The 24,929-nt window shown below is 71.2% G+C and carries 25 protein-coding genes; 12 read left to right on the top strand and 13 right to left on the bottom strand.

Annotated elements, in window-relative coordinates; all coding sequences use genetic code 11:
• Window positions 1–117 precede the first annotated feature (117 nt).
• Window positions 118–1,017, top strand: a complete 900-nt coding sequence (locus ACIA8L_RS05970; protein ID WP_395900891.1) for a TIGR03621 family F420-dependent LLM class oxidoreductase — start codon at window positions 118–120, stop codon at window positions 1,015–1,017.
• A 67-nt stretch (window positions 1,018–1,084) separates the two neighbouring features.
• On the opposite strand, the gene ACIA8L_RS05965 is transcribed toward ACIA8L_RS05970, so the two are convergent.
• On the bottom strand, window positions 1,085–2,575 hold the full coding sequence (locus tag ACIA8L_RS05965; protein ID WP_395900888.1) for a sugar transferase: 1,491 nt from the start codon (window positions 2,573–2,575) through the stop codon (window positions 1,085–1,087).
• 815 nt (window positions 2,576–3,390) lie between these two features.
• On the opposite strand from ACIA8L_RS05965, the gene ACIA8L_RS05960 reads away from it, so the two are divergent.
• Window positions 3,391–4,461, top strand: a complete 1,071-nt coding sequence (locus tag ACIA8L_RS05960; protein ID WP_395900886.1) for a glycosyltransferase — start codon at window positions 3,391–3,393, stop codon at window positions 4,459–4,461.
• A 276-nt stretch (window positions 4,462–4,737) separates the two neighbouring features.
• On the opposite strand, the gene ACIA8L_RS05955 is transcribed toward ACIA8L_RS05960, so the two are convergent.
• The 6 genes from ACIA8L_RS05955 to ACIA8L_RS05930 form a co-directional block, all read right to left on the bottom strand.
• Window positions 4,738–5,067, bottom strand: coding sequence for a hypothetical protein (locus ACIA8L_RS05955; protein ID WP_395900883.1), 330 nt, complete (start codon window positions 5,065–5,067; stop codon window positions 4,738–4,740).
• An 18-nt stretch (window positions 5,068–5,085) separates the two neighbouring features.
• Window positions 5,086–6,861 carry a 3-hydroxyacyl-CoA dehydrogenase family protein gene (locus ACIA8L_RS05950; RefSeq protein ID WP_395900880.1) on the bottom strand — a complete coding sequence of 592 codons (1,776 nt, stop codon included), beginning with the start codon at window positions 6,859–6,861 and terminating at the stop codon, window positions 5,086–5,088.
• Between the two features lie 196 nt (window positions 6,862–7,057).
• Window positions 7,058–7,828 carry a maleylpyruvate isomerase family mycothiol-dependent enzyme gene (locus ACIA8L_RS05945; RefSeq protein WP_395900878.1) on the bottom strand — a complete coding sequence of 257 codons (771 nt, stop codon included), beginning with the start codon at window positions 7,826–7,828 and terminating at the stop codon, window positions 7,058–7,060.
• 82 nt (window positions 7,829–7,910) lie between these two features.
• Entirely contained in the window at window positions 7,911–8,411 is a 501-nt protein-coding gene (locus ACIA8L_RS05940; protein ID WP_395900875.1) for a DUF456 domain-containing protein, read from the bottom strand.
• Between the two features lie 57 nt (window positions 8,412–8,468).
• Window positions 8,469–9,443 (bottom strand): alpha/beta fold hydrolase, encoded by a 975-nt coding sequence (locus ACIA8L_RS05935; protein ID WP_395900873.1) that lies wholly within the window; start codon window positions 9,441–9,443, stop codon window positions 8,469–8,471.
• Between the two features lie 55 nt (window positions 9,444–9,498).
• Window positions 9,499–9,876, bottom strand: coding sequence for a hypothetical protein (locus tag ACIA8L_RS05930; RefSeq protein WP_395900871.1), 378 nt, complete (start codon window positions 9,874–9,876; stop codon window positions 9,499–9,501).
• Between the two features lie 92 nt (window positions 9,877–9,968).
• Here ACIA8L_RS05930 and ACIA8L_RS05925 point away from each other — a divergent pair, with 92 nt between their 5' ends.
• Genes ACIA8L_RS05925 through ACIA8L_RS05915 form a run of 3 tightly spaced genes read left to right on the top strand, consistent with a single transcriptional unit; the run spans window position 9,969 to window position 11,571 of the window.
• Entirely contained in the window at window positions 9,969–10,325 is a 357-nt protein-coding gene (locus tag ACIA8L_RS05925; protein WP_395900869.1) for a DoxX family protein, read from the top strand.
• 17 nt (window positions 10,326–10,342) lie between these two features.
• The gene (locus ACIA8L_RS05920) at window positions 10,343–10,843 is read left to right on the top strand and encodes a MarR family winged helix-turn-helix transcriptional regulator (RefSeq protein WP_395900866.1); all 501 of its coding nucleotides are present in this window, start codon (window positions 10,343–10,345) and stop codon (window positions 10,841–10,843) included.
• 26 nt (window positions 10,844–10,869) lie between these two features.
• On the top strand, window positions 10,870–11,571 hold the full coding sequence (locus tag ACIA8L_RS05915; RefSeq protein ID WP_395900864.1) for an SDR family NAD(P)-dependent oxidoreductase: 702 nt from the start codon (window positions 10,870–10,872) through the stop codon (window positions 11,569–11,571).
• Between the two features lie 162 nt (window positions 11,572–11,733).
• Here the strand turns inward: ACIA8L_RS05915 and ACIA8L_RS05910 are convergent, their stop codons facing one another.
• Window positions 11,734–12,558, bottom strand: coding sequence for an alpha/beta fold hydrolase (locus ACIA8L_RS05910; RefSeq protein WP_395900862.1), 825 nt, complete (start codon window positions 12,556–12,558; stop codon window positions 11,734–11,736).
• 118 nt (window positions 12,559–12,676) lie between these two features.
• Between ACIA8L_RS05910 and ACIA8L_RS05905 the strand changes: the two genes are divergently transcribed.
• Window positions 12,677–14,182 (top strand): aldehyde dehydrogenase family protein, encoded by a 1,506-nt coding sequence (locus ACIA8L_RS05905; protein WP_395900860.1) that lies wholly within the window; start codon window positions 12,677–12,679, stop codon window positions 14,180–14,182.
• Window positions 14,183–14,255: 73 nt separating this feature from the next.
• On the opposite strand, the gene ACIA8L_RS05900 is transcribed toward ACIA8L_RS05905, so the two are convergent.
• A complete protein-coding gene (locus ACIA8L_RS05900) occupies window positions 14,256–14,921 on the bottom strand; it encodes a TetR/AcrR family transcriptional regulator (protein ID WP_395900857.1) in 666 nt (221 codons plus the stop codon).
• Between the two features lie 41 nt (window positions 14,922–14,962).
• On the opposite strand from ACIA8L_RS05900, the gene ACIA8L_RS05895 reads away from it, so the two are divergent.
• From ACIA8L_RS05895 to ACIA8L_RS05885, 3 genes are all read left to right on the top strand, one after another.
• Entirely contained in the window at window positions 14,963–15,211 is a 249-nt protein-coding gene (locus ACIA8L_RS05895; RefSeq protein WP_395900854.1) for a hypothetical protein, read from the top strand.
• A gap of 39 nt (window positions 15,212–15,250) precedes the next feature.
• A complete protein-coding gene (locus ACIA8L_RS05890; protein WP_395900852.1) occupies window positions 15,251–15,424 on the top strand; it encodes an alpha/beta fold hydrolase in 174 nt (57 codons plus the stop codon).
• Between the two features lie 189 nt (window positions 15,425–15,613).
• Entirely contained in the window at window positions 15,614–17,722 is a 2,109-nt protein-coding gene (locus ACIA8L_RS05885) for an ATP-binding protein (RefSeq protein WP_395900850.1), read from the top strand.
• On the opposite strand, the gene ACIA8L_RS05880 is transcribed toward ACIA8L_RS05885, so the two are convergent.
• Complete coding sequence (locus ACIA8L_RS05880; protein ID WP_395900848.1) at window positions 17,707–18,558, bottom strand: 3-hydroxyacyl-CoA dehydrogenase family protein; 852 nt, start codon at window positions 18,556–18,558, stop codon at window positions 17,707–17,709. The two genes, ACIA8L_RS05885 and ACIA8L_RS05880, sit on opposite strands and share 16 nt — an antisense overlap.
• Before the next feature lie 100 nt (window positions 18,559–18,658).
• On the opposite strand from ACIA8L_RS05880, the gene ACIA8L_RS05875 reads away from it, so the two are divergent.
• Window positions 18,659–18,949 carry a hypothetical protein gene (locus tag ACIA8L_RS05875; protein ID WP_395900847.1) on the top strand — a complete coding sequence of 97 codons (291 nt, stop codon included), beginning with the start codon at window positions 18,659–18,661 and terminating at the stop codon, window positions 18,947–18,949.
• A 23-nt stretch (window positions 18,950–18,972) separates the two neighbouring features.
• Here ACIA8L_RS05875 and ACIA8L_RS05870 read toward each other — a convergent pair whose 3' ends face one another.
• A complete protein-coding gene (locus tag ACIA8L_RS05870) occupies window positions 18,973–19,758 on the bottom strand; it encodes an ABC transporter permease (protein ID WP_395900845.1) in 786 nt (261 codons plus the stop codon).
• Window positions 19,755–20,597 carry an ABC transporter ATP-binding protein gene (locus tag ACIA8L_RS05865; RefSeq protein ID WP_395900842.1) on the bottom strand — a complete coding sequence of 281 codons (843 nt, stop codon included), beginning with the start codon at window positions 20,595–20,597 and terminating at the stop codon, window positions 19,755–19,757. Before ACIA8L_RS05865 ends, ACIA8L_RS05870 begins: the two co-directional genes overlap by 4 nt.
• Window positions 20,598–20,665: 68 nt before the next feature.
• Between ACIA8L_RS05865 and ACIA8L_RS05860 the strand changes: the two genes are divergently transcribed.
• Window positions 20,666–22,639, top strand: coding sequence for a protein meaA (locus tag ACIA8L_RS05860; protein WP_395900839.1), 1,974 nt, complete (start codon window positions 20,666–20,668; stop codon window positions 22,637–22,639).
• 7 nt (window positions 22,640–22,646) lie between these two features.
• On the opposite strand, the gene nucS is transcribed toward ACIA8L_RS05860, so the two are convergent.
• Entirely contained in the window at window positions 22,647–23,306 is a 660-nt protein-coding gene (gene nucS, locus ACIA8L_RS05855) for an endonuclease NucS (RefSeq protein WP_395900837.1), read from the bottom strand.
• Between the two features lie 58 nt (window positions 23,307–23,364).
• Between nucS and ACIA8L_RS05850 the strand changes: the two genes are divergently transcribed.
• Window positions 23,365–23,997: a DUF4126 domain-containing protein gene (locus tag ACIA8L_RS05850; protein ID WP_395900835.1), complete on the top strand. Its 633-nt coding sequence runs from the start codon at window positions 23,365–23,367 to the stop codon at window positions 23,995–23,997.
• Window positions 23,998–24,929 lie beyond the last annotated feature (932 nt).

Below are 24,929 nucleotides of genomic sequence, written 5' to 3'. Positions count from 1 at the left end.
GCCTCTTTTCGGGTCCGAGGGTATCAGTTAAGTTCGGCACCGGACGTCCGACGGCCACGACCATTTTTGGGGGGTCATGTGACCGCGCAAACACGCCCGTTTCATTTCATTACCGGGATGCCCGTGCTGCGGCCGCCTTTGGCCACCTGGAGGGACCGGCTCCGGCAGATCGAGGACCTCGGTTTCCACGCCGTCGCCGTCTCCGACCACCTGGGCGACGGCTGGTCGATGGACCCGCTCCTGACGATGGCGAGCGCCGCGGAGGCGACGACCACCCTACGGGTCGGCACCGGCGTGCTGTGCAACGACTTCTACCACCCGGTGCACCTGCACCGCTCGATCAGCAACCTCGACGTGCTCTCCGAGGGCCGGCTGACGCTGGGGCTGGGGGCCGGCTACCGGCTCACCGATTACCAGGTCTCGGGGGTCCCGTTCGACCCGGCGCCGGTGCGCATCGCCCGCCTGGCCGAGTCGATCGCGGTGCTCAAGGGCCTGTTCGCGGGCGAGCGGTTCGACTTCACCGGCGAACACTTCCGCATCAGCGGCCTGACCGGGGCGCCCAAGCCGGTCCAGCGGCCGCACCCGCCGATCATGATCGGTGGCGGCGGGCGGCGCATGCTCGAGCTCGCGGCCCGCGAGGCCGACGTGGTGAACATCAACCCGCGGCTGAGCAAGGACCTGTCGATCGAGCGGATCGAGCACGAGCTCAGCACCGAGGGCCTGCGCGAGAAGGTGGATCTGGTCCGGTCGGCCGCCCACGCCGCCGGCCGCGACCCCGACGAGTTGCGGCTGCAGGTCAGCATGCTGGACGTCCGGATCGCCGAGCACCACTGGTCGTCCGGGCTGCTCAGCTGGCTGCCGGAGGGGGTCTACGACAAGTCCCCGCTCGCACTGGAGGGCGACGTGGCCCGCTGCGCCGACACCTTGCTGGAGCTTCGCGAGGAGACCGGCATTTCCGAGATCCACCTGGGCGGCAACTTCCTCGCGGTCGCCCCCATTGTGAACAAATTGCTGTGACCGTTTTCGCGCAATAAGAACGCCCCGGTGAAAGCTTCACCGGGGCGTTGTCGTTCGATGCCCTGCTTTAATAGGCGCCGGTCCCGCGCACGACGGCGTTCGCGGTGCGGGCCAGGATGCGCAGGTCGAGCAGCGGCGACCAGTTGTCGACGTAGTTGAGGTCGAGGCGCACCGACTCCTGCCACGACAGGTCGGAGCGGCCGCTGACCTGCCACAGGCCGGTCATGCCCGGCTTGACCAGCAGGCGGCGGCGCACGTCGTCGTCGTAGCCGGCGACCTCGGACATCAGCGGCGGGCGGGGGCCCACCATCGACATCGTGCCGTTGATGACGTTGAGGAGCTGGGGCAGTTCATCGAGCGAGGTGCGGCGCAGGATCGAGCCGACCTTCGTCACCCGCGGGTCCCGCTTCATCTTGAAGAGCAGGCCGTCGGCGTTCTGGTTGAGGTGCTCGATCTCCTGCCGCTTCTTGTCCGCGTCCTTGACCATGGTGCGGAACTTGTAGCAGGTGAACTCCTTGCCGTTGATCCCGGCGCGCGGCTGGCGGAACAGCGCGGGCCCCGGTGTCGTCACCCGGATCATGATCGCGGTGAAGATCATGAACGGGCCGGCCAGGATCAGCAGGATGGTGGCCAGTAGGCGGTCGAGCACGTTCTTGACCGCGCGCTGCGGGCCGGTCAGCACGGGGGCGCGCACGTGCAGCAGGGGGCCGCCGCCGCTGGGCAGCACCGCCACCCGCTCCGGCGCGACCTCGGGCAGGGCCGGCGCGACCAGGAGCTCGATGTCGTTGTCCGACAGCTCCCAGGCGAGACGGCGCATCTTGTACGGGTCCATCTCCAGTGGCAGGGCCACGAGCACCGCGGTACACCCGGCGCCCAAAGCGGTGCCGGCCACATCCTTGAGGTCGCCGTAGACCGGGATGTTCTGGGCGGTGATCTTGCGCGCCTGGTCGAGGTCGGTGATGCAGGCCCCGGCGACCCGCAGGCCGTAGGAGCGGTCCCGCTGCAGCGCGGTGAGCAGGGTGACGACGGAGTCGGCCGGGCCGATGACGAGGGCGCGCTGGCGGACGTACTCGCGCTGCACCGTGCGCAGCACCGCGAGCGTGGCGTAGCGACCGGCGATCGTCAGGGAAGCGGCGACGGGCACCGCGACGATGATCGGCTTGAGTAGGTACAGCATGTCGAAGAGCACGCAGATCGGGGCCAGGATGGCGACCGCGACGACCGCGGCCCGCAGGCTCCGGTAGATCATGCCGGTGCGGTTCTCCAGGAACCACCGGTCGTACATCCGGCTGCCCGCGAGCAGCAGCAGCCAGAACAGGCCGAACGTGATGACGGAGTAGGCGGGCGGCACACCCTCGCCCGGTGCGACGAACGCACCGCCCATCAGGTCGCCGGCCATGAACAGGACGACGGTCATGATGGCGATCGTCACGGCGAGGACGTCACCGAGAAAGGCGACCGACAGATTGCGCCCGGTCGACCTGAGGCGGCGTCGCTGGACCCCTGGGAACGCCGCCATCACCGCGGTCTCGACCGTGGCCGAATCCGCCAGAACCATCCCAACCCCCTTACGTGCTGCTCAGATCCACTTATCGAAGGTGAAATGTGGTGGCGTCCGGGGCCGCGACTGCCCGTGCGTAGCCGAACCCCGGCGGTAAAGTACCGGGCGCGCAGTTTGGCCGGTACCGTCGTGCCGCATTTCCGACGTGGCTGAAGGTGCTATTGACACCGGTGGTGCTGCACCTTTGCGCAAAGCGTCGTCCAATAAGGGAAAAAAGGACAAGACGACGGCTGCCGCGGACTTCCCGGTCGAATATCACGCTGCGTCGCCTTAATGGAGTTCTATGCCGGACTTAAAGGTTCACGGAGTGACGAAGGTCAATCCAGCCGGACCGGTCCAGCCAGGCCGAACGCTTGATCGCCGAGGGCGCCGGCATGATCACCGTCCGTTCGAAGTTCGTCACACACCGCAGGGTCTTAAACCGAGCGTCACCGTCGAGCCGCCGGTCCCGGCCACTTCCGCCCATTGCGTCTTCCCTGTGAACCGAGCACTGCCCGATTCCGGGCCGTTCGGCAATGGGACAAGGAATCTTTCAATGCATGTGCGCAAATAACTGTCGGGGCTTTCCTGCGCCGCCGTGGGGGATGTTAGCAGCGAGGGGCCACCTGGCGGCAGGCGGATCCGAGATCAGTTCGTGTCCGGAATGATCGTTTTCGCAGCTCGCACGCCCTGTTGGTCGGTTCTTCCGTGGCCTGTCGGTGGACTTCCCCCGGTACTTTCGGCTCAATTCACCCCCGCCGCCGGTACTATCCGGGAAGCTTCAGCCCCGCCGCTGGAGCCGGAGCAGGCACGAGCAGCCGTGGGAGCCCCTCGTGAGCAACAGCACAATGCCGGTCGTCAGCATCGTCACCGTCGCGCACAACGCCCGGGAGGGCCTGCTCAAGGGCCTGGGCGCGGTGCAGCGCAGCACCGAGGTCCCGGCCGAGATGATCGTCGTGGACAACGGCTCCACCGACAACACCGCCGCCGCCGTGCGCCACGCCTTCCGCGCGGTCACCCTGATCCGCCGCGACGAGCCGCTGCCCGCGCCCGCGGCCCTCAATCTGGGCGCCGCCGGCGCCACCGCGCCGTGGCTGCTCTTCCTCGACCCGGGCCTGGAGCCGCTGGGCGACGCGATCCGCACGCTGGTCGAGCACGCCGGCTCACACCCGGCCGACGGCCTCTGCACCGGCCGCACCCTCCAGGACCGCCGGACCCCGCGCCCGTACTACTGGCTGCACACCGGCCGCCGCGTCCGCCGCCTGATCCGCACCGTCCGCGACCGCCTTCTCCCGCCCCGGACCCCGGAGCCGGGCCAGGTCGACGACGGCCGCACCATCGAGTCCCCGCCAACCCTGCTGGGCACCGCGTGCCTGGCCGCCGGCCTCCCGTTCGACCCGGAACGACTCCCGAACCTGGACCGCGCGATCGGCGGCGCGGTCCCGGCTCTGACGCCTCGCATGCTGCTCATCGAACGCGGCCTGTGGGATCGTCTGGGCGGCTTCGACGAGCGCCTGCCCACCGCCGACCTGTCGGTCCGCGCACGGGCTCTGGGCGCCCGCCCGGCCTTGGTCCCGGACGCGAAGATGGCGGCGATCCCCCCGGACCGCCCGACGGGCCGCCACGCCGCCCCGGACCCCCCACGCCCACCGGCTCGCCTGGTGAGCACAGCGCTGCTGACCGAGCGCATGCTGTTCGCCCACCGCCACCTGACGCCCGCGCGCGAGAAGACGATGGCCCTGATGCTGACAACAGCCGCCTGGCTACGCTCAATCGCCGGCGAGCCGTGGCTCTCGATCTGGCGCCGCCGCGATGTCTGGCTGGACACCACCGAGCCGATGCCGTTCGTCCCCCTCCAGAAACCCCGCACCCCCGTCCTCCAACGCGACCTCTCCCAGCCGTAGCCCACCCACTACCCCGCCGCGGTGCTTGTCCGCGTCCGCGCGCAGTGGTTGCTCTCGTCCGGGCCGAGCGCAGCGCGCTGCGGTTGATTCGGCGGCTGCTCGGTGGCAGCTCGTGTGTTGTGGTTGCGTGCGTCCGCGTCCAGGCACGCGCCGCGTGCCATCACCGCGCGCGGACGCGGGTCACGGGCAATCACCACGCACGGACGCGGGACACGAGCAAACCGCGGCGCACGGACGCGGGACACGAGCAACCGCGGCGGACGAGCAGGAGTGCGGTCAGCCGTAGCGGGGAGCGCTGCGGCTGCGTTGCGTGTTGGGGCCGCGGCGGTCGCGGGCGCGCCAGCAGCCGGTGTGCCAGTGGCGGCGGTCGGTCAGGTCGCCGCGCTCGTCGGCGGGCCAGGCCACCAGGTGCGGGACGCCCGGGGCGATCTCCTGGTCGCAGCCCGGACACCGGTATGCCTTCGTCGCGGCGCCGGCCGGGATGTTACGGACCTGCCACTCTCCGTCGCTCCACTGTTGCACGCTGCCGACGCCCCGCTTGACCCGGTCCAGATCGAGCGGTGGCGGGGCTTCGTCGCGCTTGGGGTGGTTGCGCCGGGGGGACACGCCCCAAGACTAACGTGATCAGCGCTTCGAGTAGTCGCGGAAGCCGCGGGCGACCTTGCGGCCCAGGTAGCCGGCGGTGACCAGGTGCTCCAGCAGCGGGGCGGGGGCGAAGCCGGGTTCGCGCAGTTCCAGGTACAGCTCCCGCTGGATGGCCAGCGCCACGTCGAGGCCGATGACGTCGAGCAGCTCGAACGGGCCCATCGGGTAGCCGCAGCCGAGCTTCATCGCGTTGTCGATGTCGTCGGCGGTCGAGTAGGAGGCTTCGACCATTTTGACGGCGTCGTTGAGGTAGGGGAACAGCAGCGCGTTGACGATGAAGCCGGAGCGGTCGGCGCACACGACGGGGTGCTTGGCGACGGCCCGCACGACGGCGGTGGCGGTGGCGACGGTCGCGTCGGCGGTGCGGATCGTGCGGACCACCTCGACCAGGCCCATCGCCGGAGCCGGGTTGAAGAAGTGCAGGCCGATCACGTCGGCCGGGCGTTCGGTGGCGACGGCGAGCTCGATGACCGGCAGGCTCGACGTGGTGGTGGCCAGGACGACGCCGGGCTTGCAGATCTCGTCGAGGGAGGCGAAGAGCGCCTTCTTGACCGACAGCTCCTCGACGACCGCCTCGATGACCAGGTCGACGTCGGCGAGGTGTTCGATGGTGGCGGACCAGGTGACCCGGCCGAGGGCCGCGTCGCGGCCGGCCTCGTCGAGCTTGGCCCGCACGACCGCCTTGTTGAGGGAGGTCTTCAGCGCCTCGCAGGTGCGGCCGGACTGCTCGGCGCCGCGGGTCACGGAGACGACCTCGAACCCGGCCCGGGCGAACACCTCGATGATGCCGGTGGCCATGGTGCCGGAGCCGACCACGCCGACCTTGGCGATGGCCCGCGCCTCGGACTCCACGTCCGGCGCGGCCGTGTCCGGCACGACGACCGGCGAGCCGGGCTTCTCGTAGGTGTAGAAGCCCCGCCCCGACTTCCGCCCCAGCAGCCCGGCCGTGACCATCTGCTTGATGAGCGGCACGGGCGCGTGGCGGCGGTCGCGGCCACCGCGGCGATACATGGTGTCGAGGATCTCGTAGGCGGTGTCGAGCCCGATGAGGTCCATGAGCGCGAGCGGCCCCATGGGCAGCCCGCAGCCGAGTTTCATGGCCGCGTCGAGGTCCTCCCGGCTGGCGTACTTGGCCTCCAGCAGCGAGACGGCCTGGTTGAGGTAGCCGAACAGCAGCGCGTTGGCGATGAACCCGGCCCGGTCGCCGATGGTGACGTCGACCTTGCCGAGCCGCGCGCACAGGGCTTCGATGTCGGTGACCACGTCCTCGGCGGTGACGACGGTCCGCACCACCTCGACCAGCTTCATGACCGGCGCCGGGTTGAAGAAGTGCATGCCGATGACCCGGTCGGGCCGCCCGGTGGCCACGGAGATCTCGGTGACGGAGAGGCTCGAGGTGTTGGTGGCGAGGATGGCGTCGGCCCGGCACACCTTGTCGAGCTCGCCGAAGAGCCGCTGCTTGAGCCCGAGCTGCTCGGGGACGGCCTCGATCACGAGATCGACGGCGTGCAGCGCCGGCAGCCCGACCGCGAACGTGACCCGCCCCAGCAGCGCATCACGCTCCTCGGCGGAGAGCTTCCCCTTGCGTACCGCCCGATCGACGCTGCCCCGCAGGTTCTCCTCCCCCCGCTGCCGCGCCGCCTCGCTGACCTCGACCGCCATGACCGCGATCCCGTTGCGCGCGAAGACCTCGACGATGCCCGCGCCCATGGTCCCCAGCCCCACCACGCCCACGGTTGCGAACTCGCGCCCCATCGCCGGCCTCCCTAACGCTCCTTCAGGACACAGGCGAGTCTGCCACGCCACCCCGCATCGATCCCCCGCCGTGTGGCAAATGCCCCTGCGACAGGCGCCGGCCCGCCTTCGCTTTCCGCTTTTGTTTCCGCGCCGCAACACGTTTCGGCCCGCCCGCCCCGTCCCCCTCCCGCGCGCACCGCCGAACCCGCGAGGACTACGTCCAGCGAATCGTGGCCCGCTCCCGCCACACCTCCAGAACCGCCGAGCTGCCGTGCACGTCCAGGTCGGCGGTCGTGCGCCGGTTCCACAGGGCCAGATAGAGCGCGCTCGACGCCCCCCGCAGCGTGCAGTCGGCGTCGTCGGACAGCCCGCGGACGATGGTGGCCCCGACCGGCGACATGGTCACCGTCCAGGCGTGCGGCCCGTCCGCGGAGGCGCCGTCGGTGGCATGGACCGACAACACGCAGTCGATCTCGCTGCGCAGCCGGCGCCCGCGGGAGCCGTAGAAGCCCATCAGCAGCTCGTCGATGCCGTCGAGCCCGAGGTCGGCGTCGACGCCGGCGATGTCGCCGACGGCGCCCTGCAGGTCGGCGCGGTGGATCGTGGTCTCGTGGGCCTGGCGGCGGGCCCAGAACGCCAGGGGCGACTCGGCCGGCAGGAAGTGCCAGCAGTCGGTGTCGGCGGGGGCGGTCCGCAGCAGGTCGACGAGGGCCGCATGGCCGGCCTGGAACCAGTCCAGCAGCGCCGGATCGGCCGGGAACGGCCCGACGGCGTCGGCCTCCTCGTCGTCGGTCAGGATCGAGGTGCGCGACGAGCGGACGTAGGCCGTGGCCCAGCGGTGGACGTAGCCGACGTGCTGCACCAGCTCGCGGACGGTCCACTCGGGGCAGGTCGGAACCGGGGCGTCGAAGCCGGCCTTCTCCGCGGCGTCGACGAGATCCAGCCCGGCGCGCTCCAACGCGTCAACATGCCGACCGATCTCCATCCCGACACAGTGCCACAGGGGTACGACAAAAACGGACGGGAAACAGACCGACGAGGAGGGCAACAAGGGTCCAGGGCCGGCCCTAACTCAGCCAAAGCCCGGCAAGCCAGATCCCCGCGATGATCAGCGCCGTGGCCAGCTCGATCAGCATCGAGAGACCGGCGGCCTTCAGCGCGTGCTTGGTGGACTGCCAGGCCTGGGCGCCGTTGCTCTGCCGGGCCAGCTCGACCAGGTAGATGGCCAGGATGAAGCCGATCACCAGGCCGACGATCGGGATCAGGAAGAAGCCGATGATGCCGCCGACCCCGCCCAGGAACAGGGTCAGGTTGGACACCCCGGCCCGCTTCAGGTTGCGCCCCGGCAGCAGGTACTTCGCGGCGAAGCCCAGCGCCAGCACCACCGTCGCCGCGATCCCCACGGCCCACCCGGTCGCGCCGTGGCCGCCGAAGAACCCCCAGGCCGCCACGCCGGCCCAGCACAGGAACAGGCCGGGCAGCATGGGGATCAGCACGCCGATGACGCCGACGATGACGCAGATCGGCGCGATGACGGCGACCAGGCCGCCGCTGTCGGTCACATCCACACGCAACACTGTGCAGCACGCGGCGGCCCGGCGCATCCGATCACAGCCCGGGGGCGGTCACTCCCCGACGACCTCCCGCAGGACCGCGGCGAAGTCGGCCGGCCGCTCGACGTGCGGACTGTGCCCGACACCGGCCCAGACGATCTCCCGATAGGGGCCGTAGCGTTCGAAAACCGCCCGGGTCTGCGAGACCATCGGCTGGGGCGGGCACGCGTCCTCGCCCGGCCAGCCGGGGACGGCGCCGAGCTTGCCCAGCTGCGCGAGGTCGAAGAGCGAGGCGTCGGAGACGATCGCGTCCTGGTCGCCGCGGACCCAGGTGATCGGCGGCTTCACCGCCAGGTCGGCGATCCCGGACAGGTCCAGCCAGCGTGGCGACATGGTGTTGAGGACGCCTTTGGTGCCGGGTCCGAGGCCGGGCCAGTTCGCACTGGCGGTACCATCGCCGGGGTATTGATCTTCGCCAATGGCTGTGGACAGCATGCTGTCGACCAGCAGATCCTCGTCCGCGCCGAAGTCGAAGCCCGGTGCGGCGTAGAAGGCGCGCAGGACGTTGCGGGGGCTGGCCTGCTCCTCGGTGCCGCGGTCCTGGGCCCGCAGGAGCCGGACGAAGTCGGGGTTGGCGGACGCGCCACCCGAGCCGGCGTGGTCGGGGGTGGTGGGGGTGCCGTCGAGGTCGCGGCTGCCGCCGAAGCCGTACGGCGAGACGGGCGCCTCCAGCATCAGCGCGCGGATGCGCTCGGGGTGCTCGAGCAGCAGCTGCATGGCCACGCCGCCGCCCATCGAGTGGCCGACCACCGTGATCGGACCGGAGCCGAGCAGGGGCTCGAGGTCGTCGGCGAAGTCGCGCATCCCGCGGGTCGCGTCGATGCCGAGGGCGGGGCTCTTGCCGAACCCGCGCAGGTCGGGCCGGATCAGGCGCCAGTGCGGCGGCAGGTGCCGGACGAGGGGTTCCCAATATGTCGAGTCGGACACGTTGCCGTGAATGAGCAGAACGGTCGGGCCGCTGTCCGGCCCCTGGGTCGTGACGTGCATCACCGCATGGTCGCACCGCCTGTGGGCCGGACACATGTGGCCGGCCCACACACCTTCACCGCAGAACGGCCTCCTCCCGGCCATACCTGGTCAGGGACCAGATCACCCCGACGTCGGCGGCGATGATCAGCATCGACCACAGCGGGTAGTACGGCAGGAACAGGAAGTTGGCGATCGCGCTCAGCGAGGCCAGCACGATCCCGACGACCCGGCCCCACAGCTGCCCGGCCAGCACGGCTCCACCCGCGAGCAGCAGGAGCACGCCGAGCGCGAGGTGGACCCAGCCCCAGCCGACGACGGAGAAGCCGAACAGGTAGCTGCCGGCCAGGATGTAGAAGGCCCGCTGGAAGATCGCCGTGAGCCCGACGACGACCTGGAAGATGCCGATGACGAGCATCAGGCTGGCGCCGAACGGACGCCGGTAGGTCTCCATACCCTGCACGGTCGGTGGCCCGGGCATGAGCGGCCCTCACCCGGTGACGGGTATCTGTTAGAAACTTGAAGCTTCAAGTATAGTCGCCGGCCATGAATATCTTTCTGTGGGTCCTGCAGATCCTGCTCGGCGTGGCCTTCATCGGAGCCGGCGTCACGAAGGCGACCCAGCCGGTCGAGCAGCTCGCCAAGAACATGAGCTGGGTGCCGCGGTACAGCAAGGGCACCGTCCGATTCATCGGCGCCGTCGAGATCCTCGGCGGCCTCGGGCTGATCCTGCCCTGGGCGACCGGGATCGCGCCGATCCTGACCCCGATCGCCGCCTGCGGCCTCGCGCTGATCATGCTGCTGGCGATCGGCGATCACGCGCGGGCCAAGGAGTACCCGATGATCGTCGTCAACCTCGTCCTCGGCGCCCTCGCGGTCGTCATCGCGATCGGTCGCTTCTGAAAGTTAGTGTTGTGCTCATGCGGGACGAGCCACGATGGCTGGACGACACCGAGCGCCGCGCTTGGCTGTCGCTGCTGGCCGTCGTGCTCGTCGGGTTCCCCGAACTGGAGCGCACGTTCCGCCCGCACGGCCTGGTGCACGTCGAATACGGGCTGCTGGCCGCGCTCAGCGACGCGGGCGCGGACGCGGGGCTGCGGCTGTCCGACCTCGCCGGGCAGATGAACATGTCGCCGAGCCGGCTGAGCCACCGCATGCGCAAGCTCGTCGAGCTCGGCTACGTCGACGTCGCCCCCGACCCGTGCGACGGCCGGGTCAGCATCGCCCGGGTCACCGCGGCCGGCCGCGCGTTCGCCGAGCAGGTCGCGCCGGCCCACGTGGGCGACGTCCGCCGGCTCATCTTCGACCACCTCGACGAGGCCCAGACGGCCGCCTTCGCCGACGCGCTCGAGGCCGTCGCGCGCAAGCTCGGCGACTCCTGCCCGGGCGCGCCGAAGGGGCCGTCCGTGCCATATAAATGAACGTGCGACAGGAATAGAGTGGCGGCATGCGTGCCGTCGTGATCACCGGGGTTTCCCGCGGCCTGGGCGCCGCTCTGTTCGACGTGTCCACCACGCGCGGCGATCGGATCCTGGCGGTCGGCCGGCACTTCAGCCCCGAGCAGCAGCAGCTCCGCGACGAGCGTCCGGGTGACGTCACGCTCTTCTCGACCGACATCGCGGACGCGCACTGGCTCCCCGACAACGACACCCTGCGCGCCTTCCTGCGCGACGCCGACGACGTGGTGCTGATCCACAACGCGGCCGTCGTCGACCCGATCGGCGCGATCGGCCGCCTCAGCACCGAGGCGATCACCAACTCGATCGCGGTCAACCTGACGGCCCCGATAGTGCTCACCAACACGTTCCTGCGCGCCGCACCGTCCGACGCGCGGGTGCGGGTCCTCTTCATCTCCTCGGGCGCGGCGCACCGGATCATCGACGGCTGGGCGCTCTACTGCACGACGAAGGCCGCCGGCGAGACATTCTTCGACGTCCTCGCCTCGCAGGAGCGCGACAACGAGCGGATCAGCATCGCCAACGTCGACCCCGGCCAGATGGACACCGGCATGCAGGAGAACATCCGCCGCGCCGCGGGTTCCAGCGCCTATTTCCCGGCGAAGCAGCGCTGGGTGGACGCGCACGCGGAGGGCCGCCTGGCCGACCCCCTCGCCGTGGCCGAGCGCATCCTGAAAGAGCACGCCTCCTGAAGCCGAGGCAAAGCGCAAAAGACCAAAGCGCGAAAGACTAAAGCGCAAAACAACAAGCGCGAAGAACGAAAAGCGCGAAAAGGCAGAGCTTCAGGATTCCGGAGCCGCTTCGCTCCCGCCCCGGGCAGGGGGCTCCCCGCCCCCTGCACCCCTGCCATGCGCTCAGCGGCCGATGGTCAGCAGCACTTCCCGAAGTCGCGCCGCGAACGGCCCCGCATCGCCGAACCCTCCGTGCCCGTGCGGGAACTCGGCGACCGCCGTCTCCAGCCGCGCCGCCAGCTCGCGGCCGGCCCGGTGCGGCGGCTCCCCCGCGCTGCTCGCCCCGACGGCCGGCACGACCCGCGCCGTCCCGGAGCGCAGCCCCTCGAGATCGGGCACGAACGAGGCGACCGGCGGCACTTCCCAGGCGACGAAGTACTCCATGTTCACCTGCATCCGCGCCCCGAACTCCGGCGACGGCGGCGCGCTGGGTGTGTCGTCGTCGCCGTGCATGTCCATGGCCGCGCCGAAGACCCCCATCGCCGCGCCCGCGCCCTGCTCCCGGTAGACGTCGGCGACCTGCGTGAAGACGGTACGGAAGTGGTCGAAGTCCGGCAGCAGCTCGAACAGCGGCGGTTCGTGGGCGACGACGGTGCGGACCATCCCCGGGTAGCGCGCCGCCAGCTCCAGCGCGATCACCGCACCGGAGCTGTTGCCGAACACGTCGGCCGGCTCGTCCTCGCTGACGCCGACGGCTCCGAGCAGCCGGTACGCGTCGTCGGCCTGCTCCTCCAGGATGATCTCGGCCGGGGCGCCGTCCAGCGCGCTGCGGGAGTTGCCGCGCCGGTCGTAGGTGACCACGGTGTAGTCGGCGGCGAGGTCGTCGGCCAGGGCCGCGAAGCCCTCGGCGTCGTAGATCCCGCCGCCGATCAGCAGCAGCACGGGGCCGCCGCCGCGGACCTCGTAGTACAGCGTCGCGCCGGGCACCTTGAGCTGTTCGGTCTTCACGCGTTCCTCCTGGGGTTGCGGTTTGCCCAGCGGTCGGAGTGCGCACCGGGTTCTCGACTTGGCAGGCCGGGCCGTTCAGGGCCTACTCGTGAGTAATTTCCGGGTTTACACTCGCGCCATGACCGCCACGCGAACGCCCGGCGTCCCCGCCATCGACGACGGCTCGCTGATCTCGACCAACCCCGCGACGGGCGAGGAGGTCGGCCGCTTCCCGGTCGCCTCCACCGATTCTCTCACCGCGGCCGTCGCCCGCGCGCGTGACGCGGCCGCGTGGTGGGCCGGACTCGGGTTCGCCGGGCGCAAACAGCGCCTGCTGGCGTTCCGCAGCGTGCTGGCCAACCGGCTGGAGGAGCTGGCCGCGCTCATGAACCGCGAGGGCGGCAAGCCGCGCGCGGACGCGCTGGTCGAGGCGATCGCGGCGGTCGACCACATCGCGTGGGCGGCGCAGCGGGCCCGCAAGGTGCTGGGCCGCCGGCGGGTCGGCAGTTCGGTGCTGCTGAAGGAGCACGCGGCCTACCTCGAATATCTGCCGTTCGGCGTGGTCGGGGTGATCGGGCCGTGGAACTACCCGATTCTCACGCCGATGGGGTCGATCGCCTACGCGCTCGCCGCGGGCAACGCGGTGGTGTTCAAGCCCAGTGAGTACACCCCGGCGGTCGGTCAATGGTTTGTCGACCGCTTCAACGAGGTCGTCCCCGAGCATCCGGTCCTGCAGGTCGTGCACGGCCTCGGAGACGCCGGCGCGGCCCTCTGCCGCAGCGGCGTCGACAAGATCGCGTTCACCGGCTCCACCGCGACGGGCAAGAAGGTCATGGCCGCGGCGGCCGAGTCCCTCACCCCGGTCCTGCTGGAGTGCGGCGGCAAGGACGCGATGGTCGTGGCGGCCGACGCCGACCTGGACGGCGCCGCGAGCGCCTGCGTGTGGGGCGGCCTGACCAACGCGGGCCAGACGTGCGTCGGCATCGAGCGGGTCTACGTGGCCGAGCCGGTCTTCGACGACTTCCTCAACCGCGTGGTGGCCCGGGCCGCGAAGCTCACCGTGGGCGCCGACCCGTCCTCCGACATCGGCCCGATCACGATGCCCTCCCAGATCGACATCATCCGCCGCCACATCGAGGACGCCCTGACCCGCGGCGGCCGCGCCGTCCTGGGCGGCGCCGAAGCGGTCCAGCCCCCGTTCGTCAACCCGACGATCCTGGTGGACGTCCCCGAGGACGCCGCCGCCGTCCAGGAGGAGACCTTCGGCCCGACGCTGACCATCACCAGGGTCCGCGACGCCGCGGAGGGCGTCCGCCTGGCCAACAACACGGGCTACGGCCTGGGCGGCGCCATCTTCTCCAAATCCTCGGGCCTGGCCTTGGCCCGCCAGGTCCGCTCCGGCATGACGTCCATCAACTCGGCCCTCACGTTCGCCGGCATGCCCGCCCTGCCCTTCGGCGGCGTAGGAAACTCAGGCTTCGGCCGCATCCACGGCGACGACGGCCTACGCGAATTCACCCGCCCGAAGTCCATCGTGAAACGCCGGGGCCCAACCCTCCTGGCCGCCGCCACCTTCGACCGCACCGAGAAAACCATGACCCAAATCCTCCGCGTAGTCCGCCTGGTCCACGGCCGCAGCAAGTAACCCACCCCCGCGTCCGAGCGCCGAAGCCCCTCGCTCGAGCATCCGCGCCCGCAGGCGAAGCGCGCCCGCGGGTTCAGGTGGCGAGCAGGGCGGCTTTGAGGACGGCCGCGGTGCGGGATTGCCAGTCGTCCATGGTCCAGCCGCAGGCGTCGACGTACTGCAGGTGGGTCTCGACGTTGCCCAGCACGAACGCGATGTCCGTCGCCTGTTGTTCGTCCAGCGCCGGGCGTAGTGCTCCGCGGGCGGCCAGGAGTTGGATCAGGAAGCCGTACGCGGTGCGGGTCTGCTGCTGGTTCGCGTCCCACTGGGCGGCCAGTTCCGGGTCCGTGCCCGTGGCGCCGCGTACCACCCGCATGAGGGGTGCCACCCGTTCGCAGATCGCCCGGCCGCCGGCCGTCCACAGGTCGATGATCCGGGCCGGGTCCGGCTCCTGCCGGATCTCGCGCACCCACGGGCGGTCCAGCAGCGGGACGGCCTCGTCGTCGCCGACCGCGGCCACGTCCAGGGCCTCTTTCAGCAGCGTCCGCTTGTTGCCGAAGTGGAAGAACACCGTCTGCACGGCCACCCCGGCCTGTTCGGCGACCTGGTCCAGCCTGGTCGCCCCGTAACCGCGCGCCAGAAACTGGTCCGCCGCGGCCGCGATGATGCGGCGCTTCGTCGCCCTCGCCTGCTCGGCCCGTGTCGGGCGGCGGCTGGGGCCACTGTCGGTTTTCTTCCCGGGCTTGACACTGCCGCTCATCCACTAGAGTACGCTCCCTGCTGCTCAGCGAGCCGCCGCTGGTGGACTCGCTCGCCGACCCCCGCGACCTCGATGCGCTCGGGGCGTTCTTCGGGCGGGTGTTCGCGGTGGCCATGCCGGCGGTCGGGCGCGGGGAGCTCGGGGTGGCGTTCGACGTGTTCATGGCGGCCGTGTGCGGTGCCGGCTACCGGGGTGTCGTGACGGCCGCGCTCGGGGCGGGTGCGCTCGTGGAGGCGGAGCGGCGCTGCCGGTACTTCTTCACCGACGAGGTCGCCGCCATGAACTCCTGAGCGCTGGACCCGGCCGATGCGGGACGGCTCGGCCTGCCGGTGCTGCTGGTGCGGGGCGGCGCCAGCCTGCCGCACACGCAGAGGCTGGTCGCGCACCTGGCCGGCATCATCCCGGGCGCGGCCACCGCCACGATCGACGGAGCCAACCACCTGCTGCCGTTCACCGACCCGGCCGCCCTCGCCCGGCTGATCGTCGAGCAAGTGCCGGCGTAAAGCTTCAACCGACGAAACCCCAACCGGCGCGAACCCCCAATCGGCGCGAACCCCCAACCGGCGCAAAGCCCCAACCGGCGCGCAAAACCTCGACCGGCGCAAAGCCCCAACCGGGCGCGAGGCTCAACCGGCGTAAAACCCAAGCCGCGTAAGGCTTCAAGTCGCCGGTTGGCTGCCGATCAGCGTTGGGTGACGGGTCGGCTCCGCAAGGCGGTCCGGCGTGTCGGCTGGGCCGGTGTGCCGGCGATCGCGCTCGTGCTCGCGCTCGGCCTCGGAGCGTCCTGGCAGGCGGCGCACGCCATCCGGCAGGGGCAGCAGGAGCGGGCGCAGGCCGTGCTCGACCGGGCGGCCATGCTGTCGGACGCGTCGGTGGGTTCGGAGATCCACCGGTATCTCGAAACGCTGCGCACGGTCGCGGCGGCGGTTGGGTCGCACACCGACCTCACGGCCGAGGACTTCGCGGCGACGACGGCGCCGCTGCGGGGGGCCGGGCTGGTCGGGGCCACCTCGCTGGTTTTCCTGGTCGCGGCGGACGACACGCAGGTCTCGGCGACGCAGGAGTACTGGCGCCGGCAGGGCGTGCCCGACCTGCGGCTGAAGCCCTCGGGCACGGGGCGCGAGCACATCTTCACGGTCTTCACGCGACCGCTGGACGACCTGAACATCCTGCCCGCCGGGACGGATCTGTCGCAGGCCGCGGAGCCGACCGCGGCGTTGTGGGAGGCGCGGCGGTCGGGCGCCGCGGCGGTCTCCGACACCTATGTGCTGCTGCGCGACCGGGGCCTGCCGGCCGAGCGCCAGCAGCTGTCGTTCGTGCTGGCCGCGCCCGCCTACGGCGACCCGACCCCGGACGGGCGGCGGGAGTTCAAGGGCTGGGTGGTGCTCGGGCTGCGCGGGCAGGACTTCATCGGCGGTGTGCTGACCCGGGCGACGCAGGGGCAGGCCGACGCCGAGCTGTGGGCGCAGAACGGCGGCGGGGTGGAGGCCCGGGTGGCCCGGCTGCATCAGGCCGGCACGCATCCGGACCTGCACCGGGACCTGCACGTGCCGATCGCGAACCGGGAGTGGCGGCTGGTCGTGTCGGCCGACGCGGCGAAGATGGGCGGGTCCGCGCCGGTCCTGCCGCTGGTCGTCGGGCTCGGCGGGACGCTGCTGACGCTGCTGGTCGGCGCGATGCTGTGGGGCCTGGCCGGCGCGCGGGGGCGGGCCGAGGAGCGGGTGGTGACCGCGACCGCGGGGCTGCGGGCCGCCCAGCGCACCGCCGACAACCAGGTCGCGCTGCTCAACGGGATTCTGGAGCGGATCAGCGACGGCGTCGGGGTGGTCGACGGCGAGGGCGCGTTCCTGGTGCACAACCCGGCCGCGCAGGCGATGCTCGGCGCCGAGGAGGTCTATCTCCCCGACGGCGTCACACCGTTCCCGACCGACGCGCAGCCGATGGTGCGGGCCCTGGCCGGGGAGTCGACCGACCGGGTCGAGATGGTGATCGACGGCGTCCTGCTCTCGGTGAGCGGGCGGCCGCTCGACCACGACGGGCAGCGCCAGGCGATCGTGGTCTTCCACGACATCACCGAGGCCCGGGAGCGCGAGGCCGACCTGGCCGCGTTCGCCGGGATCGTCGCGCACGACCTCAAGAACCCGCTGACCGTCATCGGCGCCCACACGGAGATGGCCCGCGACGCGCTGCCGGACGACCCCGAGGCCGCCCTGCAGAGCCTGGAGCGGGTCGGGGCGGGCGTGGTGCGGATGCGGCGGCTGATCGACGACCTGCTGGCCTACGTGACCGCGCGCGACGCCGCCCTGAAGCCCGTCGAGGTCGACCTGGCCGGGCTGGTGGCCGACGTCGTCGCGGAGCGGGTCGGGCACCTGCGGGTGCAGCCGGACGTCTACGTCGGGACGCTCCCGCGCGTCGAGGCGGATCCGGCGATGCTGCGGCACGTGCTGGACAACCTGGTCGGCAACGCGCTCAAGTACGTGCCGCCGGGGCGGGTCCCGAAGGTCGACATCAGCGCGCAGCCGGCCGGGCCGGGCTGGGTCCGCGTCGAGGTCGCCGACCGCGGGATCGGCATCCCCGACACGGACAAGGCCCACGTGTTCGAGTCGTTCCACCGCGCCCACGCCGGCCAGTCCTACGGCGGCACCGGACTGGGCCTGGCGATCTGCCGCCGGATCGTGGACCGGCACGGCGGCACGATCGCGGTCACCGACAACCCGGGCGGCGGCAGCCGGTTCAGCTTCACCGTCCCCGCCGCCCTACCGGTGGTGCCGGTGCGGACCGAAGCTCACGAGTACGTGTAGAAGCCCTGACCCGTCTTGCGGCCCAGATCCCCGGCGACGACCATGCGCGCCAGCAGCTCCGGCGGGAAGAACTTCGCGTCGTCGGTGTCCGTGTGGATGTTCTTGGCCGCGTGATACAGCACGTCGACACCGGTCAGGTCGGTGGTGGCGAGCGGGCCCATGGCGTGGCCGAAGCCGAGCTTGCAGGCCAGGTCCAGGTCCTCGGCGCTCACCACGCCGCTCTCGACCAGCTTGACCGCCTCGACGACCAGGGCCGCGATCAGCCGCGTGGTCACGAAGCCGGCGACGTCGCGGTTGACCACGATGCAGGTCTTGCCGATCTCCTCGGCGAAGGCGCGCGCGGTCGCGAGCGCGGCGTCGCTGGTCTTGTAGCCGCGGACGAGCTCACAGAGCTTCATGACCGGTACCGGCGAGAAGAAATGCGTCCCGACGACCTGCTCGGGCCGCGCGGTCGCGGTGGCGATCTGGGTGACCGGGATCGCCGACGTGTTCGTGGCCAGCACCGCCCCGTCCTTGCAGATCCGGTCCAGGGCCTTGAACACCTCGTGCTTGATCTCGAGCTGCTCGAACACCGCCTCGACGACGATGTCGGCGTCGGCGGCCGCCTCCAGCTCGGTCGTCGGCGTGATCCGGCCCAGCGCCGCCTCGACGTCGGCCTCGGCGATGACGCCCTTGCTCGCGAACTTCCCGAGGCTGGCCCGGATGCCGGTGAGCCCCCGCTGGACCGCCTCGTCGCTGAGGTCCCGCAGCGTCACCTCCCACCCGGCCTGCGCCGCGACCTGGGCAATGCCAGATCCCATGAGCCCCGCTCCGATGACCGCCAGCCGACCAGCCATGTGTCAGTACCCCTCTGCCTTCCACGCCGTCGTGAATGCTGTTGACCATATCCGCCTCCGCCACGTGATCACCTGGTGGCAGACTGTCAAGGTGCCCCTCATGTACCTCGCCGGATGGGCCGCCTCGGCCGGCGTACTGGCCGCGTTGCTGCTCATCATCCGCCTGCTGAAGTACGGCAGCCCGCTCCCCCCGCCGCCGCCCGGCACACCCGACTACGGGCTGCTGCGCTCGGTGTCGATGGTGGGAGACCTGGCGTTCGCCCGCGACGTGCGGGACCGGCTGCGCTCCAACGGCGTGCGCGCGACCCTCGCGACCGGGCCCGACGGCATGGTGCGGATCCTGGTCTTCGCCGACGAGCTGGATCGGGCCCGCCGGCTCATCAGTTCTTAGGAGCAGACGCCGCGGGGGTACTGTCAGTCGCGCTCGGTCCACCGGAACGTCAACAGGCACAGGACCAGGGCCACGACGATCCAGCCGCCGAGGACCAGCGCGATGTAGCCGTGCTGCCACGCCCCCGACGGCTCCTGGACCGCGAACGAGTCCGGCAGGAAGACCGAGCGCATGCCCTGGGTCATCCACTTGAGCGGGAAGACCGAGGCGATCCCGCGCATCCAGTCCGGCAGCTGCGTGTATTGGAAGAACACGCCCGAGATGAACTGCAGCACGATCGCCACCGGCGTCACCACGGCCGGGCCGCTGCGGCCGGTCTTGGCCAGCGAGGAGAACGCGATCCCGCACAGCGTGCAGGCGGTGATGCCCAGCAGCGACACCCAGCCGAACGTCAGCCACTTCTCGCCGGTCGCCGGCAGCTTCACGCCGAAGAACAGCGCGGCCACCGAGACCAGCAGGATCGTCTCGACGAGGCCGATGGCCAGGACCATCACGACCTTGCCGATGAAGTAGGCGGCCCGGGGCATCGGCGTGCCGCGCAGGCGCTTGAGGATGCCCTTCTCGCGCTCCATCGGGATCTGGATGGCCAGGCTCTGGAAGCCGGTGGAGAGCAGGCCGGCGGCGATCATGCCGGCCGCGAAGTATTGCGTGAAGGTGACGCCGGGGGCGATCTCGCCGCCGAAGACCGCGCCGAACACGCACAGCAGGATCAGCGGGAAGGCGAGGGTGAAGACCACCGACTCGCGGCTGCGCAGGAACTGCTTGATCTCGAGGCCGCCGCGCAGGAGGCCGAGCCGCAGCGTGTTCATTCCGAAGCGCCGATCATCCGCAGGTATACGTCCTCGAGGCTGGGCCGGGTCACGGTCAGGCCCGGCACCTCGCCGCCGAACTGCTCGCCCAGCCGCGCGACCACGGCCGTCGGCGTGTGCGTGCGCTCGCTGCGCGGGCCGTCCGGGCTCTGCCAGGCGACGGTCGCGCCGCCCTCGCCGCGGCCGCCGAGCCGGTCGGGCGTGTCGACGGCGATCAGCTTCCCGCCGCAGAGCACGCCGACCCGGTCGGCCAGGGCCTCGGCCTCGTCCAGGTAGTGGGTCGTGAGCAGGATCGTGGTGCCGGCCCCGCGCAGGTCGCGGATGACGGCCCAGAACTCCCGGCGGGCCTCGGGGTCGAAGCCGGTCGTGGGCTCGTCCAGGAACAGCAGCTCGGGCCGCCCGACGATGCCGAGCGCGACGTCGAGCCGGCGCTTCTGACCGCCGGAGAGCGTACGAGTGCGATCGTGTTGTTTGTCGGCCAGCCCGACCCGCGTGATGATCTCGTCCGGGTCGGCCGCCGCCGGGTAGTAGCTGGCGAAGTGGTGGACCACCTCGCGGGCGGTCAGGTCGTCGAACTCGCCGGTGCTCTGCAGCACCACCCCGACCCGCGCCCGCCAGGCCGCGTCGGCCCGCTGGGGGTCGAGGCCCAGCACCGACACCTCGCCCGACGTGCGGCGGCGGAAGCCCTCCAGGATCTCCACCGTCGTGGTCTTGCCGGCTCCGTTGGGCCCGAGGAGGGCGAACACCTCGCCGTCGCGGACATCGAGGTCCACCCCGTCGACGGCGACGGCCTTTCCGTAGTCCTTGCGCAGGCCGCGCACCGTGATCGCATCCGCCACGGAGCTCACTATAGAGCGGTGACAACTTTCACCGAGACCCCCTAGTTACCGTTCAGTAGGGTGCTCGTATGGTGACCGAGCGGCTCCCCGAACGCGATCGCCCGTGGGTCATGCGCACCTATGCCGGGCACTCCTCGGCCGCCGCCTCCAACGCCCTCTTCCGGCGCAACCTGGCCAAGGGCCAGACCGGCCTCTCGGTGGCGTTCGACCTGCCCACGCAGACCGGCTACGACCCCGACGCCGAGCTGGCCCGCGGCGAGGTCGGGCGGGTCGGCGTGCCGGTCGCGCACCTCGGCGACATGCGCACCCTGTTCGGCGGCCTCGACCTCGGGCGCGCCAACACCTCGATGACCATCAACGCGACGGCGATGTGGCTGCTGGCGCTGTACGTCACGTGCGCCCGCGAGCAGGGTGCCGACCTCGCGTCCCTGGCCGGCACCACGCAGAACGACATCGTCAAGGAGTACCTCTCCCGCGGCACCCACATCTTCCCGCCCGGCCCGTCGCTGCGGCTCACCACCGACACCATCGCCTGGACCGTGGCCAACTGCCCGCGCTGGAACCCGGTCAACATCTGCTCGTACCACCTGCAGGAGGCCGGCGCGACACCTGTGCAGGAGGTCGCGTTCGCCCTGGCCACCGCGATCGCCGTGCTCGACGCGGTGCGCGCCTCGGGCCAGGTCGGGGGCGATCGCTTCGCGGACGTCGTAGGGCGGATCTCGTTCTTCGTCAACGCCTCCGTGCGGTTCGTGGAGGAGACCGCGAAGATGCGGGCGTTCACCGTGCTCTGGGACCGGATCACGCTCGAGCGTTACGGGGTGTCGGACGCGTCCGCGCGGCGGTTCCGCTACGGGGTGCAGGTCAACTCGCTCGGCCTGACCGAGGCCCAGCCGGAGAACAACGTCCAGCGGATCGTCCTGGAAATGCTCGGCGTGACGCTTTCGCGGTCGGCGCGGGCCCGGGCAGTACAACTGCCGGCTTGGAACGAAGCACTTGGACTGCCACGGCCGTGGGACCAGCAGTGGTCGCTGCGCATGCAGCAGGTGCTGGCCTTCGAGTCGGACCTGCTGGAGTATCCGGACCTCTTCGAAGGGTCGGTCGTCATGTCGGGGCTCGTGGACGGGATCGTGGCCGGGGCCGCCGCCGAGCTGGACCATGTCCTGGAGCTGGGCGGCGTGGTGGCCGCCGTCGAGTCCGGGTATCTCAAGAGTGCGCTGGTCGCGTCGCTGGCCGCGCGGCGGGCCCGGCTGGAGGACGGCTCCGACGTCGTGGTCGGCGTCAATCGGTTCACCGAGACCGAGCCCTCGCCGTTGACGGCCGCCGGGATCGAGCGGATTGACTCCTCGGTCGAGCGGGAGGCGGTCGAGGCGGTCGTGGCCTGGCGGGCCGCGCGGGGGGATGTCTCGGCGGCTCTGGATGGTCTCCGGGCGGCCGCGAACGCGCACGAAAATCTCATGCCGGCGACGCTGGCGTGCGTCTCGGCGGGGGTGACGACCGGCGAATGGGCGGGGGTGTTGCGGGAGGTCTTCGGGGAGTATCGGGCGCCTACGGGGCTGGGCGGTGCGGCCGGTGCGCCGGTCGGAGACCTGGCGGCCGTGCGCGAACGGGTGCACCGGGTGGCCGCGGAGCTCGGGACCGGGCGGCTGCGCCTGCTCGTCGGGAAGCCGGGGCTGGACGGGCACTCCAACGGGGCCGAGCAGATCGCCGTGCGGGCTCGGGACGCCGGGTTCGAGGTGGTGTACCAGGGGATCCGGCTGACACCCGCGCAGATCGTGGCCGCGGCCGTGGAGGAGGACGTCGACCTGGTTGGATTGTCGGTTTTGTCGGGGTCGCATCTGGCCGCGGTGACGTCAGTGCTGTCGGGGCTGCGCGCGGCCGGGCTCGGCGACCTGCCCGTGGTGGTGGGCGGCATCATCCCGCCCGCGGACGCGCGGACGCTGCTGGCCGCCGGGGTGGCCCGGGTGTTCACGCCCAAGGACTTCGCGATCACCGACGTGGTGAACGAGCTGGTGACGGTGATCAGCGAGACCAGAAAAGCGTGAGGCCGGTCTAGAAGAGCGTGAGCTCATCTTTCTTCGCGCCGCGCAGCGCGTTGTAGTCGAGCACGACGCAGCGGATGCCACGGTCCTCGGCGAGCACGCGGGCCTGCGGCTTGATCTCCTGGGCCGCGAAGATGCCCGACACCGGGGCCAGCAGCGGGTCGCGGCCGAGCAGCTCCAGGTAGCGGGTCAGCTGCTCGACCCCGTCGATCTCGCCGCGCCGCTTGATCTCGACCGCGACGGTGGCGCCCGCACCGTTGCGGCAGAGCAGGTCGACGGGGCCGATCGCGGTCATGTACTCGCGGCGGACCAGCGTGAACCCGTTGCCGAGGGTCTCCGGGGCGGCCGCCAGCAGCTCCTGCAGGTGCGCCTCCACGCCGTCCTTGACCAGGCCCGGATCGATCCCCAGCTCGTGCGAGCTGTCGTGCAGGATCTCCTCGATCGTGATCCGCAGCTCCTCGCCGCCCTTGTTGACCACCCGCCACAGCCCCTCGGTCTCCTCCAGCCGGCACGGGGGCGACATCCAGTTGAGCGGCTTGTAGGCCCGGTCGTCGGCGTGGATCGAGATCGAACCGTCGGCCTTGATCAGCAGCAGGCGGGTCGCGGGCGCGAGATGGGCCGTGAGCCGGCCGATGTAGTCGACCGAGCACTTGGCGATGACGAGACGCACGGCGGACAGCCTAGCCGCCCAGGCTGTGGGACTGGCACCCCGATGTCATGCTTTAGGAGTGTTGGAGTCATTGACGGGTCTCGGCCTCGCCACATCGGCCGGGCTCAACGCGTATATCCCGCTCATGGCGATCGGCCTGCTGGCGCGCTACACGGACCTGATCACGCTGCCGTCGAACTGGTCGTGGATGGAGAACGGCTGGACGCTCACGATCGTCGCGGTCCTGCTGGCCATCGAGTTCGTCGCCGACAAGATCCCCATGTTGGACCACGTCAACGACGTCATCCAGACCTTCATCCGCCCCACCGCGGGCGGCCTGGCCTTCGGCGCCGCGTCGAGCTCGGAGACGGTCACGGTGACGGACCCGGGATCATTTTTCACAAGCCATCAATGGGTACCCATAGTCGTAGGCGGCGCCATATCGCTAGGCGTCCACGGCATGAAGGCCGCCTCCCGCCCGGTGATCAACGCAACCACAGTCGGCGTAGGCGCCCCGATCGTGAGCACGATCGAGGACTTCTTCAGCGTCGCCCTCTCGGTGATCGCGATCATCCTGCCGGTCCTCGTGCTGGTCTTCCTGCTCCTGATCTTCCTCGCCTTCGCCTGGCTGATGCGCCGCCGCAAGCGCCGCAAGGAAGAGAAAGCGGCCGCGAAGTGGGCCGCCGCCCAGGGCTACCGCCCAGCCCCGTAAACCCCATAACCGGGCGCTGCGCCGCAAATGCTCGCGACGCAGCGCCCACAAACCCAAACCCAAGCCCAACCTCCACGCCGCATCAGCAGACGCACGAAAGCAGCAATGCCCGGCCGGATGGACCCAACCCACCGCCACAAGCCCAAGCCGCCGACGCCCACCCGAGCCGCCAGCGCACGCTCAGGTCCCCGCACCGCATCGCCCGACGCGCGGACGCAGCCAAGCCCCAGCCACCAGCCCAAGCCGCCGTAAACGTCCACGCCGCATCAGTAAACGCGCGGACGCGGCCACGCGCGGTCGGGTGCGTCCGACCCATCGCCGCAAGTCCGAGCCACCGGTACACGCTCAAGCCGCGTAGACGTCCGCACGCCGCACCGGGAGATGGTCGGACGCCGCCAAACGCGGGCGCAGGTGCCGCCATGCGCGGACGCCGCCAAACGTGGACGCGGGCGCGGCCATGGGCGGACGCGAGCACAGGTGCCGCCATACGCGGACGTCGGCGCCGCCATGCGCGGGCGCGGCCATGCGCGGGCGCGGCCATACGCGGGCGCGGCCATACGCGGGCGCGGCCATACGCGGATGCGGCCATACGCGGGCGCGGCCGCGGGTGCCGCCATGCGCAGGCGCCGCCATACGCGGGCGCGGGCGGAGGTGCCGCCATGCGCGGACGCGGGCGCGGGCGCGGCCAGACGCGGACGCAGATGCAGGCGCGGCCATGGGCGGACGCGAGCACAGGTGCCGCCATGCGCGAACGCGGACGCCGCCATGCGCGGACGCCGCCATGCGCGGACGCCGCCATGCGCGGACGCGGGCGCGGCCATGCGCGGGCGCGGCCAGACGCGGACGCGGATGCAGGCGCGGCCATGGGCGGACGCGAGCACAGGTGCCGCCATGCGCGGACGCCGGCGCCGCCATGCGCGGGCGCCGCCATG

Origin of the sequence: Dactylosporangium sp. NPDC051541, from assembly GCF_044454505.1 — a bacterium.
GTDB lineage: Bacteria > Actinomycetota > Actinomycetes > Mycobacteriales > Micromonosporaceae > Dactylosporangium.
Note: the sequence above shows the minus strand (reverse complement) of the source record. Positions and strands in the feature narration are given on the sequence as shown.

Bases quoted from the DNA above. Each gene is read 5' to 3' on its own strand.
- ACIA8L_RS05915 (WP_395900864.1), top strand. From the start codon at position 10,870: ATGCGTGCCGTCGTGATCACCGGGGTTTCCCGCGGCCTGGGCGCCGCT.
- ACIA8L_RS05935 (WP_395900873.1), bottom strand. From the start codon at position 9,443: ATGCACGTCACGACCCAGGGGCCGGACAGCGGCCCGACCGTTCTGCTC.
- ACIA8L_RS05945 (WP_395900878.1), bottom strand. From the start codon at position 7,828: ATGGAGATCGGTCGGCATGTTGACGCGTTGGAGCGCGCCGGGCTGGAT.
- ACIA8L_RS05930 (WP_395900871.1), bottom strand. From the start codon at position 9,876: ATGGAGACCTACCGGCGTCCGTTCGGCGCCAGCCTGATGCTCGTCATC.
- ACIA8L_RS05950 (WP_395900880.1), bottom strand. From the start codon at position 6,861: ATGGGGCGCGAGTTCGCAACCGTGGGCGTGGTGGGGCTGGGGACCATG.
- ACIA8L_RS05860 (WP_395900839.1), top strand. From the start codon at position 20,666: ATGGTGACCGAGCGGCTCCCCGAACGCGATCGCCCGTGGGTCATGCGC.
- ACIA8L_RS05900 (WP_395900857.1), bottom strand. From the start codon at position 14,921: ATGAGCGGCAGTGTCAAGCCCGGGAAGAAAACCGACAGTGGCCCCAGC.
- ACIA8L_RS05920 (WP_395900866.1), top strand. From the start codon at position 10,343: ATGCGGGACGAGCCACGATGGCTGGACGACACCGAGCGCCGCGCTTGG.
- ACIA8L_RS05925 (WP_395900869.1), top strand. From the start codon at position 9,969: ATGAATATCTTTCTGTGGGTCCTGCAGATCCTGCTCGGCGTGGCCTTC.
- ACIA8L_RS05870 (WP_395900845.1), bottom strand. From the start codon at position 19,758: ATGAACACGCTGCGGCTCGGCCTCCTGCGCGGCGGCCTCGAGATCAAG.
- ACIA8L_RS05970 (WP_395900891.1), top strand. From the start codon at position 118: ATGCCCGTGCTGCGGCCGCCTTTGGCCACCTGGAGGGACCGGCTCCGG.
- ACIA8L_RS05965 (WP_395900888.1), bottom strand. From the start codon at position 2,575: ATGGTTCTGGCGGATTCGGCCACGGTCGAGACCGCGGTGATGGCGGCG.
- ACIA8L_RS05905 (WP_395900860.1), top strand. From the start codon at position 12,677: ATGACCGCCACGCGAACGCCCGGCGTCCCCGCCATCGACGACGGCTCG.
- ACIA8L_RS05875 (WP_395900847.1), top strand. From the start codon at position 18,659: ATGTACCTCGCCGGATGGGCCGCCTCGGCCGGCGTACTGGCCGCGTTG.
- ACIA8L_RS05880 (WP_395900848.1), bottom strand. From the start codon at position 18,558: ATGGCTGGTCGGCTGGCGGTCATCGGAGCGGGGCTCATGGGATCTGGC.